Here is a 13,418-nt window from a genome sequence, read left to right on the forward strand (position 1 = left end):
TTTACATTGCTTTAATTTGTGAAGCCGTGACAATGGTGAGCAATGGGCTGCCCCTTTATGATGGAGGGTAGCGCGTCAATAGCCACTTCTTTAGACAACCTTATGGATAACCTCAGCCAACGTTACCTACGTCTGTGCCAAGCCTATAGCCAACTGGCAGAACGCTATACCAAACTCGATATTGACCACATGACGCTGCGGGAAAAGCTCGTCCCTTTTCTCATGGCGTTCAAGTACTACAAGCAAATGGCAGAGCAGCTCGCGGCTGAAAAAGAGGCTCTGCAGCGGGAACTCAATGACTTGCGCGATCGCCACCAGCTTCTCGTCAGTCAAAACGGCAGTGCACCTGTAAGCGATGAACTCCTCAGTGCCTTGGCCGAGGCAGAGGAACAAATGGCGCTGATTGAGGAAACCCTGCGGGAACAGGATACGGACCCCGACCCCAACCTACTGCCCGTCGAGAAGCAGTTGCTGGAGGAATATACCAAGGGGAGTGGTGACTTCCAAGCCCTGCTCCCGCAATCGTCGAGTCACTCCGGGGTTACTGCCTAGATGCTCTGGCCAGCCAGTGAAGAATTTGCTGCCCTCTGTCGTACCCAATTAGAACTCGTTGTCAACAGCTTGGGTGCCTCTTCACTGGCGGTTTATCTGAGTGAAACCCTCAATGACTCCCCCTCATGGTCTCCCGTTGCCGTCTATCCAGAGGCGGCTCCCCCCCTGAGCTTACCCATTCCCCCCACCCTACCACCGCCAGCGCAAGCAGCAGAGACCCCCTCAAAGCACCACCCTCAACAGGTGGTCTCGTCTTTGACCAATCAACTGATCCTGCCCCTCATGTACCAAAATTGGGTCTTGGGGGTACTGGTGGCGCAACGGCAACAGCGGTCTTGGTCGGCAGCAGAGCAGGCCCAATTGCAACAGGTGGCACAGACCCTGGCGATCGCCTGCGTTTTGGATCAACGGCAACAGTGGCTCAGCCACTCCTCTGGCAACCCCCTCCAGCAACAGCAGCAACGCTTTGAGGATCTGCTCCATCAACTGCGCAATCCCGTGGCCGCTATTCGCACGTTTGTTAAGCTGCTGCTCAAGCGCTTGGAACCCAATCACCAAGGACGCCCCCTCGCGGAGGGAATTGCGCGGGAAACAGAGCGGCTCATGGCATTGTTGGAGGGCTACCGCCAACAGCACAACGAGATTCCTGCCCTCACGGGCAGCCAACCCCTCCCCTTGGCAGGTCAACCTCTAGAGGTGACAGAAGCTCTCTCCCCCCTGATCAGCGCCGCCCAAGCGCGCGCAGAAATGGAGGGCAAAACCTTTGTGGTGGAGATGCCGCCTCAACTGCCGCCCATCTGGCTAGAGGAACGGGTACTTCAGGAGGTCGTGGGGAATCTGCTGGACAATGCCTTTAAGTACACTCCCAAGGGGGGCACCATTGGGCTGCGCTTGACCCTCACCCCCCTAGCCCTAGAATTAACAGTTTGGGATACGGGCTGTGGCATTCCTCAGGAGGTGCAGCCGCGCCTCTTTGAACGGGGGTACCGAGGGATTCAAGCCAATAGCGAAATTGAGGGCAGTGGTCTCGGTCTGGCGATCGCGCAGGATTTACTGCGTCCCTATGGTCTGAGTCTGCGGGTCAAGAGTCCCTACGCGGGCGATCGCGGTACGGCCTTGATGTTGACCATTCCCTTGGCCATGAAGGTGGAACGATGAGTCCTCTGAAACAGCGTTTGACCAAACTCAGCAGTCAGGGGCACCAGTTCTTGGTGCTACTCTTTGCCCTCCCCCTATTGATCTCCGCCACCACAGGAATTGCCCATCGTCTGGGGCGCAGTTGGTTTGGACTCTCCAAGGACTTTGGGCGGGCGATGATGACGCTGCATGAAGGCCGCTATCTGGGGGAATGGGGCGTGCCGCTCTATGTATTGGTCATTGGTTTAGGCTTGCTGGGAATCATTGCCACGGGTTTAGGTCTTCTGTGGGGGCGATCGCTCCCCGCCCAGTGGTCAGCGCGGCGGCTGCATCATCTTTTGGCGGCCCTTGCCGCATTGCCCTTGCTGGTGAGTGCCACGACGGGAATGGCCTATCGCCTTGGCCGCAACTGGTTTGGCCTCTCCAAAGAACAGGCGGCGATTTTCCTGAGTCTGCATCAGGGAACCTACTGGGGGGAGGTGGGGCGTCCCTTCTATGTTCTTTTAGTGGGGCTAAGTTTGCTGACACTTCTGGCCACAGGACTCTCGATGCTAACTCTCCTGCGACGGCTGCCTCTCTGGCGTCCTAGGATCACCCCAGAGAGCTAGAGGCGAAATGTTACAAACTATGAGCAAGCGTTGCCAAAGGTAAGCGCCTATGGAGTAATAAATACAGCACTTGATCGCGACTGTATATTCCACAAAGGAGTTGTTCATGGCGCTGACCGATACCCAAGTTTACGTTGCCCTTGTGATTGCGCTGCTGCCCGCGGTGCTGGCATTTCGGCTTGCCACTGAGTTGTACAAGTAGTCCCAACTGTTCTTCCCAACTGGCTGCATCACTTCATTTCTCCAAACTAAAATTTATCAGGCGGTTCCCGATGTTGTTGCTGAGACAGGGGGGCTGCTTTTTTCTTTTTATACTGATAGACAAATCGCCCTTTATGGTTTAGTGATGGTTCACTCTTCTCGAAAAATTCCGCCCCTCGCTTGGGAAGCGGCTGCCAAAATAGCAGTGAATCTGATCCTGCTGGCTTTTGCCCTTGGGGCGATCGCCAAGCTGTTGCCCTATCAACTCAGTCAACTGCAAAAGCTCCATGCCCTTGAAGCAGAAGTGGCGCAACTGGAGGCACGAGTTAAGGAATTGCAACTAGAACAGGAGCGCGATCGCCAACCCCAAGCACGGCAGCGCATTGCCCAAGAGGAGGCCAATTTAATTGCTGCCAATCAGCGGCGGATCATCTGGATAAAACCTAAACCCCCGAAGCAATCCAATTAAGCCCAGCCTAAAACAAAGCCAAGACTAAACCACAGGCACCACAGAGGGCGGCACTGAGGGAGGCATAGGTCATTTTCCGTTTTTGCTGTTTGTACTGTTGAGTGAGCTGATCTTCAAAACTTAGGGAAATGATGAATTTTTGTCCCCTCTTTTGTGGTTTTTGCAAGCGGAGAACACCCCCCTGATCCGAAACCATGCCCACCACCGAAACAGGTTGCCCCAAGGGCAGCACCCACTCCTGATAGCGATAACCCAGCGTCGTCGTGCTACCAAAGCGCCAATTCAATGACAGAAACCCCAAGGAGACGGCAAAAGAATGGGGTTTATCCACTGGTCGCAGTTCGTCTAAGACTTGCACTGCTTCAATCTCAGCGCCGAGGGGGTTCACCTCAATCTCCCCCTGCTGATCTCGCAGAAAAAATAGGGTTGACTGTTCATGGCGGCCAATAATTTCCCAGTGGCGTTCTCGACGATTGTGGCGATCGCTGCCCTCTTTTTCATACTCGCGGCTGATGATTGTTTTGTAGTAAACACAGGGAATGCGCTTGACTTCTGAGAGCAAGGGTTGAGATGTGGTGACTTGACCAACCACCTGCACGTACTCGCGCCAACTGCCGCTACCGATTTCTTGGGTCACCTGTTGCTGGCATTGCTGTAACTCACGAATAGAGCTAGGGTTGGCCACCTGCATGCCCTTTAGCTTCAGACGATAATAGCCCTCCAAGGCAAAGAGACAGGCCGAACCCGTTAAGCAAAGGTGAGCAAAAAGCCCCATAGCCGCCGTTCAATCCCTCTGTGCTGATTTTAGTCATTTGCGCTGGCAGAGCGTCACCCTTTTAAGCCACAGAGATTAGGCCAATGGTGAGGCCAAAGAGACCATCAACAACGAGTGTACTCAAGACAGCGCCCATAAATCCCCACACGGGCAAAACAGAAGGAGAGCCGCGGCGAATCTGGTATTCAAAGAGGGGCAATAGACCAATGAGCAGTAAACTCAAGCTCAAAAGCACCCCCCACACTTGGCCACTAAAGGTCTGGGCTTTGGCGATCGCCTGCGCTAGCATCTCCTGAACTGAAATGACATCCTCCTCGAGGTACATAATGGCTCGCCAATGGGGGATCACATCAATCAGGTAAAAGTAGGCATCGGTAATGGCAGTGCCCAGAAACGATCCCCAAAAAAAGAACACCCCCACCAGTTGCTGCCGCCGTCCTAGGTGCCAGAGCATGAGGGGAAGGGGGAGCGCCTCAATGGGCAAGTGCCACAGGGGTTCCCAGCGCAACCACCCCCAGTAGAGGGAGCCTGCCCCCCAGCACCAGCTAAAGCCATAGAGCATCTCCCCCCAATAGCGGCAGTGGGGTTGGCGTTGGAGATAGAAACTGAGACCCAGAAGCAGCGGCGTCAGAGCTAAACTTAGCCAAGGCAGTGTCCGCACAAGGGGCGCCTCAACAAAGACGGGAACTGACACCAAGAAGCCAGCCAAGCCAAAGAGGAACCAAGCCGGCCGCGTGCCAAGGCGCAGGGCAGAGAAAACAGGACGGGAAGTCAGTGCAGTCAAGAGAATATCAGAAATTGTTAACTTTTATTTCTTTCCTTTAAGGTATCACAGGCGGGAATCGCGTGGTCGGGGCGATCGCCGAGGAGATTTTGGAGATTGAGAGCGTGCTTTGCGCCGCAGCCTTTCCGAGAGATCCTCAAAAACATCCCGCTGCAAGATGGGGTAGGTGCCTACCCAGAGGCGATGGCGGGGCAGGAAGACTTCAGAAATCAGCCCAATCTCCGCCAGATCAGGGCGACGGGAGAGAACCAGCATTTCCGCCGCATCGCCGGGACGAATGACGCGGTGTTGGCGCAGCAACTTGGCACGAACTCTGGTTTCAAAGCCGGTGTTGTCACCAATCTCCAGATTCAAGCAGCGTTCGCGGTTCTCAATAATCACCAGTTCCCCCTTGTCATTGACCGTCTCCTCTTTGCCAATTAATTCTTCAGTGACATAGACATCTAAGACACGCCCGCGCCAAAAGCCCCCATAGGGAAACCGCCGATGGCGACGATTGCGAAAGGAGGCCAACACTGCCGGTGCCCACAGCCAATAGAGACCCGCAATCAGCCCCAGCACCAGTTGGGTGCTATCCCCTAAAAAATTCAACCCAAAGGCCGCTAAGGCTGCACCGACAACGGAGAAGGTTAAGCGTCGCAGAAAGTCCTGAAGTTTGCCCCAAACATAGCGATACTGGGAACCCGTGGCCACCAGCGGCACCAATTGACGCACTTTTTCTTGGGTGAGGGGAATGAGCACAACCAGTTAGGGCGCAGGCGTTGTCTCCAGTGTATTCGTTGCGGGACGAGGCGGCTGGCGATCGCGCCACCAAGCAAGGAGAGTACTGGCAATAAAAATACTGGAATAGGCGCCCGTCGTGAAACCAATGATCAGGGCAAGGGCAAAGTAGCGCAGCGTATCACCACCAAAGATGAAGATCGTCATCAGGGGCAGGAGCGTCGTTAGGGTGGTATTTATCGAGCGGCCAAGGGTTTGCACAACCGCCTGATCCACCACCTCTTTAATGCCAAGGTCAGGGTTGAGCTTCAGGGTCTCCCGCACGCGATCGTAGATGACCACCGTATCGTTCACCGAAAAGCCAATGATTGTGAGCAGCGCCACAATAAAGAGACTGTCAATCTCCACGCCGGCCACCAGTCCCAAAATGGCAAAGACCCCCGTGGTCACCAGCACATCATGGACAAGAGCGACCAGGGCAAAACAGGCATAGTCAAACTGGAAGCGCAGCGTCAGATAAATTGTAATGCCAATAAACGAGACCAATAGGGCCAGCAGTCCCGATCGCAGGATTTCTTCGCCAAGGGTAGGGCCAACAGTCTCAATCTGCGTTTTCTGGGGGTCAAAGTCACCAATTTTCTGCGTGAGGGCATCCCTGAGGCGGGTGCGCTGATCGACATCAAGGGGCACTGTGCGAATACTTACCCCGTACTGATCAATGATTTGCAGACTGCTGTTGCCCAATCCCTGTTGGTTGAGCACTTGACGCACGGCATCAATATCAATGGGCTGAGAACAGGTCTGCGTAGCGCTACAGGCCAGTTCCAATTGCAGCCGCGTGCCACCAATAAAATCCAAGCCCAAGCGCAGAGGACTGCCTAGGGACGCCAAAGAGAGAACCATCGCCACAAGGCCACTGAGAATGACCACGAGGGATACCCCCCACCAGAGCGATCGCTGGCGATTGACACTAAAGCTCATCGAAAGCTCTCCAGTTTCGGACAGAACCAATTCGGCTTACGCAGACTGGGAATGCTAATGGCGTAAAACAGGAAGGTGCGACTACAGGTGAGGGCCGTAAACATACTAATGCCAATACCAATGGCTAAGGTCACGGCAAAACCGCGCACAAACCCTGTTCCCAAGGCAAAGAGAGCCGCACAGGCAATCAAGGTGGTGACATTGCTATCGAGAATACTGGCAAAGGCGCGATCAAACCCCGATTCAACAGCACGGTAGAGGGTTTTGCCTGCCCGCAACTCCTCGCGGGTGCGCTCAAAAATCAGCACATTGGCATCCACCGCCATACCAATACTGAGAATAAAACCCGCAATCCCCGGCAGCGTCAGCGTCACCCCAAACAGCAGAAAGGCCGCATAGGTAAAGATGGCGTAGAGGATTAGGGCAAGATCAGCAATTAGTCCCGGCAGGCGGTAGTAGGCCACCATAAAGATCAGCACCAACCCCAAGCCCGCCACACCGGCATAGAGGCTATCGCGGATGCTATCTTGCCCCAAGGAAGCGCCCACCGTGCGGTTTTCCACCACCTCGAGGGGCACCGGCAGCGCCCCCCCTTGCAACTGAATCGCCAAATCATTGGCGCTCTGGGCATTGAAGCCCCCGGAAATTTCGGCACTGCCGCCCACAATCCCCGTTTCCGCATATTCCACGGACACCGTTGGCGCACTAATCAGGCGATCGTCAAGGAAAATGCCGAGGCTGCGCCCAGTGCCTGCAATCGCTTTGGTCAGTTTTGCAAATAGCTCCGCCCCTTGGCTATCGAAGCGCACAATCACGCTCCAGTTGGGGGAGCCCGGGGCGATGGGGCTGGCAAAGGCTTCCCGCAGCATGGCGCCGGTTAAATCCGAGGGTTCAAATAGGCTGGCGATCGCCTGCTGGCTCTTTTTCAAGGAGTCACGGTTTTTGGCTAGCTTTGGCTCAATCTCCTTTAGCGCCTCAGGATTGTTGACATTCTGCGCCTGCTCCGCCAAGAGTTGAGCCTGTTCCAAGAGCAGTTGCGACTGAAGCTGCCGCTCAATTTGCAGTTGCGCCTCTGTACCAGGCTTCTGGGCAGCAAAGAGCAGTTGTGCTGTTCCCTTGAGAATCCGCTCTGCCTGCTGCGGATCTGTTACCCCCGGCAATTGCACCAAGAGCTTGTCATCCCCGGCGGTTTGCACCACTGCTTCGGCAACCCCTAGACCATCAATCCGCCGTTGCACCACCCCTTGAACGGCTGCCAGCACTTGGGGGGTAATCTGCGGCACTTTATCTGTTGTTTGCACTTGCAGCGTCAGTTGGGCACCCCCCCGCAGATCTAACCCCAGCCGAGTCGGTGTGCGCACAATGACCCATGTGGCGGCCATCAGCAAGACCAAAATGGCAATCAGCCAGCCGCGATATTTCCCCATGGTTAAACCTGTCCTTGCACCAGCTTCTGCACGGCCGCTACGATTTGGGGCGGTTGGACAATGGTGAGATTCTCTAGGGTGCCGTTGTAGGGCGTGGGAATATCTTGGGAGGAGAGGCGGATCACCGGCGCATCCAGCTCATCAAAGTAGCGCTCCATAATTGAGGCGCAGAGTTCAGCACCAATGCCCCCTGTCTTCATGCACTCTTCGACAATCACCACGCGGTGGGTTTTGCGAATTGAGGCACCAATTGTCTCAAAGTCCAAAGGCTTCAGGGAAATCAGGTCAATCACTTCCGGGTCATAGCCCTCTTTTTCGAGGGTTTTCACCGCTTGCAGCACATGGTGGCGCATCCGTGAGTAGGTCAGAATGGTAACATCCTCACCACTGCGGACAATCTCAGCCTTATCTAACGGCAGTAAGTATTCCTCTTCGGGGAGGTCTTCCTTGAGGTTGTAGAGAAGCACATGCTCAAAAAACAGCACGGGATTGGGATCACGAATCGCTGATTTGAGCAAGCCTTTGGCGTTGTAGGGGGTGGAGCAGGCCACAATTTTTAAGCCGGGGACTGCTTGGAAGTAGGCCTCCAAGCGCTGGGAGTGCTCTGCCCCCAATTGCCGCCCGACACCCCCCGGACCGCGAATCACAAGCGGGATTTTGAAATTGCCCCCAGAGGTATAGCGCAGCATGCCAGCGTTGTTGGCAATTTGGTTGAAGGCCAAGAGCAAAAAGCCCATGTTCATGCCCTCAACAATCGGACGCAAGCCGGTCATTGCTGCCCCAATCGCCATGCCTGTAAAGCTGTTTTCGGCAATGGGGGTATCCAACAGGCGCAGTTCACCGTACTTTTTGTAGAGGTCTTTGGTCACCTTGTAGGAGCCGCCATAATGTCCCACATCTTCCCCTAGCACAAATACGGTGGGATCACGCTCCATTTCTTCGTCAATGGCAGCCCGCAGGGCATTAAACATGAAAGTTTCGGCCATGGTTGCGCGGCATATGCTATTAAGGACTATTTCCTAGGGTAGTTGAAACTGCACTGCTTGCGATCACACTTATCAGACTCATTATTAAATGCAATCTTTTTTCAACTTCCCCTACGACCTCCTCGCTATAGACTACAGATCAACGGAAAAATGCCCTGCTGTCGTTCTTGGAGTCTTTAACATGGCCACCTTGGCACGATCGCTGCCCGCCGATACCCGCAGTTTTCCAACCATTCAAGCCCACCTAGCGCAGGATCAGGTCATCATTCTGCCAATGGCCACAGTCTATAGCTTTGTTGTCAACGGCACAAGTCCGGGGGCGATCGCGAACCTGCGCGCTCTCAAGAACTTTAGCACCGAGCAACCGCTTGCCATTCTCACACGGGGCGATCGCGCGGCGGAAGTGGCAAGCCTCTCCCCAGAGGCAAAAACAATGCTGGCCCACTTTCCCTACCCCGTCACCATGATTGTGAAGGGCAAACCCCATCTCGACCCCCAGATTATGCAGGGGTTTGATTGCGTCTATTTAGCTTGTCCAGATCGCTTTATTTACGATCTGGTGGGCGCTCTTCCCTTCTTTCTGGTGGCAGCCACGGTGAAAGTAGGCACCGAACTCATTGTCACCTTTGAAGATGCCCAGAAATACTACGGTGAGCACGTGCCCCTGATTGTGGATGGGGGGCGCTGTCTGTATGGGCGCAGGGGAACCCTTGTGGACTTTACCCTTGAATATCCCACCATCATGAACTTTGGCCCTGTGTCTGTGGACGATTTGCGACCCATATTGCCCAATATTATTTTGCCGTCCCATTTAATGAAATAGATATAATGATTGAGCCTTTTCGCATGAGGGGGGAATCACCATTTCTCAGCACTGCCGGTCTCTCCTAATTACAGGGGTGGATACCGCCGTGGGCAAAACAAGGATCACGCGGGCGCTGTGGTCTTATGCCCGTCGCTATCGCCCCCAAGAACGCTGGGGCATTTTCAAACCCCTGCAAAGCGGTACGGCGGTCGAAATCGGAGATGGGGACTACTACTGCCAAACGCTGCCTCTTGAACAAACCGCCGCCGAAGTGTGTCCCTTGAGTTTTGCAGCCCCCCTTGCGCCGCCCATTGCAGCCGAGCTGGAGCAGCGCCCGATTGACTTAGGGCCGGTGTGGCAGACTTATCGGCAGCTTCAGGAACGGTTCGATTATCTTTTAGTTGAAGGGATTGGGGGGCTGGGGTCGCCCATTACTTGGGAGTGGACGGTGGCCGATCTGGCAGCGGCTTGGAAGCTGCCCATCGTCTTGGTGGCAACGGTGCGCTTGGGGGCGATCGCCCAAATTGTGGCCAATATTGCCCTTGCGCGGCAGTCCAAGCTGGAGATTCGCGGTCTGATTCTCAACTGTGTCACCCTCTGTAGCGACACGGATATTGCGCAGTGGACACCGTCAGAATTTCTCAGCCGTTTCACCCAAGTGCCTGTGCTGGGGGTACTGCCTTGGGGGCAACACTCCAATGAGCAGTTGGCGCAAATGATAGCCGAATGGCCGCTGGAACTGCTTTGGCGTTGAGGACAGTGAAGCAAGCAATCATTTTGAAGCCGATCAAAGCGCATAATAAAAGTGATTTAGATGGAATTGACACACCGATCGCTGCAACTGACCTATGCTGAAGCTCTATGGCGGTGCCAAATCCCGCGCCAGTATTGTGCGCTGGTATCTAGAAGAATTGGGTATTCCCTATGAATTTGTGCTGATGGATCTACAAGCGGGAGAGCAACATCAGCCTGACTTTCTCAAACTCAACCCCATGGGTAAAGTGCCCGTGATCGTGGATGGTGATGTGGTGCTGTGGGAATCGGGGGCGATTTTGCTCTATCTGGCTCAAGTGCACGATAAATTGCCCAAGGATGCGGCGGCGGCTGCCCAAGTGTATCAGTGGGTGCTCTTTGCTAATTCCACCCTGACACAGGCGATGTTTCCGCCTGAAAATCGCGATCGCCAGCTTCCTCGACTGCTCAAGGGCATTGAGACAGCCCTCACGGGGCAATCCTTCATTCTGGGCAATGACTTTTCCGTTGCTGATGTTGCCCTTGGTTCAGTGCTGGCCTATCTCCAGATGCTCTTTCAGGTGGATTTAAGTCCCTACCCTGCGGTGGCGGACTATGTGGCACGCTTGCAACAACGGCCTGCATTCCAGAAGGGTTTACTGGGGGCTGGGGCATGAATATTATCTTTCGCGAAGTGAATCCCTTTGACGTATGGATTTGGGTGGAATTTGCGGCACCGCCTTCTTCGATCGAGCAGCAGTACCTTGAGGAAGTCTTTAACTCGTGGTTTTTTCTGGGGAAGTTGGGGGGCTTTAATGCTGAGAATCTCCAAGTCCAAGAAACAGGCTTAGACCTCAGTTACCTAGAGTACGATCACGCCCAAGCGGACAGTTCGATGATGGCCGTGATGCATAATATGGGCGAGTTCGAATACAACGATCGCTGGGCACGCTGCTGGTTTGACCTAGGCACCAGTGACGCTTTGGCCTTGGATGTCCTGATTAATGCCCTCAATCAATTTAGTGAGGACTATGTGCCCTTGAAAACTCTTGTCATTGGCGGTGATAACCCCGAATGGCCGATCGCCACCAGTGAACAGCGGGAAATGATAGAACAATCGGCGTGGAACTAACTGCGCGGCGTCTTGCTCTTGAGATCTTAGAGCGGGTGGCCAAGGGCGCTTATGCTGATGTGGCGCTCCACCAAGTCTTACAGCGGCACTCTCTGCAGGCGGGCGATCGCGCCCTAGTGACTGAGCTGGTCTATGGGACGATTCGCCAACAGCGCACCCTAGATACCCTGATTCAGGGGTTTTGTCAGCAACTGCCGCCCCTGAGGGTGCAACTTGTGCTGCGCCTTGGTCTCTACCAACTGCGCTATCTGGATCGCGTTCCCCCCCATGCCGCAGTCCACAGCAGTGTTGAACTGGTGAAAGAGATGGGCTTAGGCGGCTTTGCCAAATTGGTGAATGGGGTCTTACGCCGTTACACCCGCTCTACCACTGATCCCCTCGAGGCTTTCATTGCCCATCGGCCCTTGGTCTCTCAACTGGGGTGTCGCTATAGCTTTCCCGATGAGCTGGTTTGCGCTTGGCTGGAGCGTTTAGGACAAGAGGAATGCACTGCCCTCTGTCAGTGGTTTAATCGAACTCCCCGCCTCGATCTGCGTCTCAATCCCCTGCGGACAAGCGCTGATCAACTGATTGCGGATTTTGAGACAGCAGGCTATAGGTTGCAACCCATTCCCCATTTGCCCCAAGGACTGGTTCTGCCCCACTGTGGCCAAGCTATGTCGGAACTTCCCCGCTACACTGAAGGGCACTGGTCGGTTCAGGATCGGGCGGCGCAATGGGTCAGTCATCTGCTAGATCCGCAGCCTGGTGAAGTGGTGATTGATGCCTGTGCCGCGCCGGGGGGTAAAACCACTCATATTGCTGAGTTGATGGCCGATCAAGGCCGCGTCATTGCCTGCGATCGCACCCCTAGTCGCCTGCGGCAGCTAGCGCAAAATCGCGATCGCCTCGGCCTGAGGAGTATTGAAATTTACACCCTTGATAGTGCAACGGCTGAGGACTTTGTGGAAGTGGGCGATCGCGTGCTTTTGGATGTGCCCTGTTCTGGCACCGGTACCCTGCACCGCCATGCCGATGCCCGCTGGCAACCCCTGAAAACGCGCTTGGCCAAACTCCTCCCCCTCCAGGCTCAACTCTTAGCCAATGTCTCGCGCTGGGTGAAACCCCAGGGTGTGCTGGTTTATGCCACCTGTAGCCTAGAACCTGCCGAAAATGAGAGGCAAATTCAACACTTTCTGGCTCACCATCCTCAGTGGCACATAGAAGCGCCCCCTCCTGACTTTCCCCTAAAAGCGGCACCCGCAGGCTGGATCACCATCTGGCCGCAACGGGATGATATGGATGGCTTTTTTATGGTGCGGTTGCGACGCGATAGCTAAGCCCCAAAGCCACCAAAATTAAAATCCCGACGCCCATTAGGCCAGCGATCGGATTACCATTGATGCCCGTCAGCCACTCAGGGGCTACCCCCGTATAACTCACTAACTTGCCTGCATTCACACCAAAGTAGGCCCAGACCAGCCCGCCATGAAGTCCCATGGGAAACCCTAAGCGCCCCCCAAAGACCCATTTACTTAATCCGAGAATCCAGCCCAAGAGCGCCAAGCCAAAAAACTGCGGCCATGTGGCCAAAATAACCTCCAAGGGATGCAGATAGTGCAACGCAGCAAAGATCAGGCCATTGAGCACCAAGGCAAACCACGGTTGGTACTCTAGCTCCAGCTCCTGCAATAACCAGCCGCGAAACAGCAATTCCTCCGCAAAGCCCACAGCGACACCGGTTAGGACGCCATTCAACAGCAGCAGACCAAAGCGATCGGGTAGCCCCTGCCACGTCACCCAACCCAAGAGTGCTTCGATGAGAAATAGCAATGCAACCAAAAATACACCTGCCAGCCAGCCCAGCAGGGCATCACCACCAAAAGCCCGGCCCCCTTTCAGGCCGTAAAATGCTAAGGGCGATCGCTGTTGATGAACCCGCCGCCCCCAGACTCGCAGCAAGAGAATAAAGATCAGGTACAACAGCCCCATATTGACAAAGCTAGCGGCACCACCCTCTCCCCAGAGAAAATAGATACTTAGGCCGATGGGTAGCCACAGCAGCACCAGCGTCAGGACAAAACTAAAGATGCGAAGCCAAAAGGGGCGGCGAATCATCTGCCGCCAAAA

General features: G+C 54.8%; 17 protein-coding genes. 10 read left to right on the forward strand and 7 right to left on the reverse strand.

What is annotated here, in order from left to right:
• The first annotated feature begins 102 nt into the window (after window positions 1-102).
• The 5 genes from ACK4HN_RS05885 (at window position 103) to ACK4HN_RS05905 (ending at window position 2,967) form a co-directional block, all read left to right on the forward strand.
• The gene (locus ACK4HN_RS05885) at window positions 103-552 is read left to right on the forward strand and encodes a hypothetical protein (RefSeq protein WP_409869652.1); all 450 of its coding nucleotides are present in this window, start codon (window positions 103-105) and stop codon (window positions 550-552) included.
• Window positions 553-1,710: an ATP-binding protein gene (locus ACK4HN_RS05890; protein WP_409869650.1), complete on the forward strand. Its 1,158-nt coding sequence runs from the start codon at window positions 553-555 to the stop codon at window positions 1,708-1,710. It abuts the gene before it with no gap.
• Window positions 1,707-2,297, forward strand: coding sequence for a PepSY domain-containing protein (locus ACK4HN_RS05895; protein ID WP_409869648.1), 591 nt, complete (start codon window positions 1,707-1,709; stop codon window positions 2,295-2,297). The genes ACK4HN_RS05890 and ACK4HN_RS05895 overlap by 4 nt, the downstream gene beginning before the upstream one ends.
• A gap of 106 nt (window positions 2,298-2,403) precedes the next feature.
• Entirely contained in the window at window positions 2,404-2,499 is a 96-nt protein-coding gene (gene psaM / locus ACK4HN_RS05900; RefSeq protein ID WP_409851699.1) for a photosystem I reaction center subunit XII, read from the forward strand.
• A gap of 144 nt (window positions 2,500-2,643) precedes the next feature.
• Window positions 2,644-2,967: a hypothetical protein gene (locus ACK4HN_RS05905; protein ID WP_409869646.1), complete on the forward strand. Its 324-nt coding sequence runs from the start codon at window positions 2,644-2,646 to the stop codon at window positions 2,965-2,967.
• Window positions 2,968-2,974: 7 nt separating this feature from the next.
• On the opposite strand, the gene ACK4HN_RS05910 is transcribed toward ACK4HN_RS05905, so the two are convergent.
• The 6 genes from ACK4HN_RS05910 to ACK4HN_RS05935 all read right to left on the reverse strand — a co-directional run bounded on the left by ACK4HN_RS05910 (window position 2,975) and on the right by ACK4HN_RS05935 (window position 8,640).
• On the reverse strand, window positions 2,975-3,742 hold the full coding sequence (locus tag ACK4HN_RS05910; protein ID WP_409869644.1) for an E3 ubiquitin ligase family protein: 768 nt from the start codon (window positions 3,740-3,742) through the stop codon (window positions 2,975-2,977).
• A 61-nt stretch (window positions 3,743-3,803) separates the two neighbouring features.
• Entirely contained in the window at window positions 3,804-4,526 is a 723-nt protein-coding gene (locus tag ACK4HN_RS05915; protein ID WP_409869642.1) for a DUF3120 domain-containing protein, read from the reverse strand.
• Between the two features lie 45 nt (window positions 4,527-4,571).
• Entirely contained in the window at window positions 4,572-5,267 is a 696-nt protein-coding gene (locus ACK4HN_RS05920) for a phosphate ABC transporter permease (protein WP_409869640.1), read from the reverse strand.
• Between the two features lie 6 nt (window positions 5,268-5,273).
• A complete protein-coding gene (gene secF / locus ACK4HN_RS05925; protein WP_409869638.1) occupies window positions 5,274-6,227 on the reverse strand; it encodes a protein translocase subunit SecF in 954 nt (317 codons plus the stop codon).
• On the reverse strand, window positions 6,224-7,654 hold the full coding sequence (gene secD, locus ACK4HN_RS05930; RefSeq protein WP_409869636.1) for a protein translocase subunit SecD: 1,431 nt from the start codon (window positions 7,652-7,654) through the stop codon (window positions 6,224-6,226). The genes secF and secD overlap by 4 nt, the downstream gene beginning before the upstream one ends.
• A gap of 2 nt (window positions 7,655-7,656) precedes the next feature.
• Window positions 7,657-8,640, reverse strand: a complete 984-nt coding sequence (locus ACK4HN_RS05935; RefSeq protein WP_409869635.1) for an alpha-ketoacid dehydrogenase subunit beta — start codon at window positions 8,638-8,640, stop codon at window positions 7,657-7,659.
• A 181-nt stretch (window positions 8,641-8,821) separates the two neighbouring features.
• On the opposite strand from ACK4HN_RS05935, the gene ACK4HN_RS05940 reads away from it, so the two are divergent.
• From ACK4HN_RS05940 to ACK4HN_RS05960, 5 genes are all read left to right on the forward strand, one after another.
• Window positions 8,822-9,463 (forward strand): L-threonylcarbamoyladenylate synthase, encoded by a 642-nt coding sequence (locus ACK4HN_RS05940; protein WP_409877338.1) that lies wholly within the window; start codon window positions 8,822-8,824, stop codon window positions 9,461-9,463.
• 67 nt (window positions 9,464-9,530) lie between these two features.
• Window positions 9,531-10,199 carry a dethiobiotin synthase gene (gene bioD / locus ACK4HN_RS05945; protein ID WP_409877352.1) on the forward strand — a complete coding sequence of 223 codons (669 nt, stop codon included), beginning with the start codon at window positions 9,531-9,533 and terminating at the stop codon, window positions 10,197-10,199.
• Between the two features lie 94 nt (window positions 10,200-10,293).
• Window positions 10,294-10,854, forward strand: coding sequence for a glutathione S-transferase family protein (locus tag ACK4HN_RS05950; protein WP_409851719.1), 561 nt, complete (start codon window positions 10,294-10,296; stop codon window positions 10,852-10,854).
• Window positions 10,851-11,309, forward strand: a complete 459-nt coding sequence (locus ACK4HN_RS05955) for a DUF3531 family protein (protein ID WP_409851721.1) — start codon at window positions 10,851-10,853, stop codon at window positions 11,307-11,309. The genes ACK4HN_RS05950 and ACK4HN_RS05955 overlap by 4 nt, the downstream gene beginning before the upstream one ends.
• Entirely contained in the window at window positions 11,300-12,628 is a 1,329-nt protein-coding gene (locus tag ACK4HN_RS05960; RefSeq protein WP_409869627.1) for a 16S rRNA (cytosine(967)-C(5))-methyltransferase, read from the forward strand. Before ACK4HN_RS05955 ends, ACK4HN_RS05960 begins: the two co-directional genes overlap by 10 nt.
• Here the strand turns inward: ACK4HN_RS05960 and ACK4HN_RS05965 are convergent.
• A complete protein-coding gene (locus ACK4HN_RS05965) occupies window positions 12,600-13,406 on the reverse strand; it encodes a CPBP family intramembrane glutamic endopeptidase (RefSeq protein WP_409869626.1) in 807 nt (268 codons plus the stop codon). The genes ACK4HN_RS05960 and ACK4HN_RS05965 overlap by 29 nt on opposite strands.
• Between the last annotated feature and the right edge of the window lie 12 nt (window positions 13,407-13,418).

Source organism: Thermosynechococcus sp. (assembly GCF_046299655.1).
GTDB lineage: Bacteria > Cyanobacteriota > Cyanobacteriia > Thermosynechococcales > Thermosynechococcaceae > Thermosynechococcus.

Bases quoted from the DNA above. Each gene is read 5' to 3' on its own strand.
- secD (WP_409869636.1), bottom strand. From the start codon at position 7,654: ATGGGGAAATATCGCGGCTGGCTGATTGCCATTTTGGTCTTGCTGATG.
- psaM (WP_409851699.1), top strand. From the start codon at position 2,404: ATGGCGCTGACCGATACCCAAGTTTACGTTGCCCTTGTGATTGCGCTG.
- ACK4HN_RS05910 (WP_409869644.1), bottom strand. From the start codon at position 3,742: ATGGGGCTTTTTGCTCACCTTTGCTTAACGGGTTCGGCCTGTCTCTTT.
- ACK4HN_RS05905 (WP_409869646.1), top strand. From the start codon at position 2,644: ATGGTTCACTCTTCTCGAAAAATTCCGCCCCTCGCTTGGGAAGCGGCT.
- ACK4HN_RS05890 (WP_409869650.1), top strand. From the start codon at position 553: ATGCTCTGGCCAGCCAGTGAAGAATTTGCTGCCCTCTGTCGTACCCAA.
- ACK4HN_RS05955 (WP_409851721.1), top strand. From the start codon at position 10,851: ATGAATATTATCTTTCGCGAAGTGAATCCCTTTGACGTATGGATTTGG.
- ACK4HN_RS05950 (WP_409851719.1), top strand. From the start codon at position 10,294: ATGCTGAAGCTCTATGGCGGTGCCAAATCCCGCGCCAGTATTGTGCGC.
- secF (WP_409869638.1), bottom strand. From the start codon at position 6,227: ATGAGCTTTAGTGTCAATCGCCAGCGATCGCTCTGGTGGGGGGTATCC.
- ACK4HN_RS05895 (WP_409869648.1), top strand. From the start codon at position 1,707: ATGAGTCCTCTGAAACAGCGTTTGACCAAACTCAGCAGTCAGGGGCAC.
- ACK4HN_RS05885 (WP_409869652.1), top strand. From the start codon at position 103: ATGGATAACCTCAGCCAACGTTACCTACGTCTGTGCCAAGCCTATAGC.
- ACK4HN_RS05965 (WP_409869626.1), bottom strand. From the start codon at position 13,406: ATGATTCGCCGCCCCTTTTGGCTTCGCATCTTTAGTTTTGTCCTGACG.
- ACK4HN_RS05940 (WP_409877338.1), top strand. From the start codon at position 8,822: ATGGCCACCTTGGCACGATCGCTGCCCGCCGATACCCGCAGTTTTCCA.
- ACK4HN_RS05935 (WP_409869635.1), bottom strand. From the start codon at position 8,640: ATGGCCGAAACTTTCATGTTTAATGCCCTGCGGGCTGCCATTGACGAA.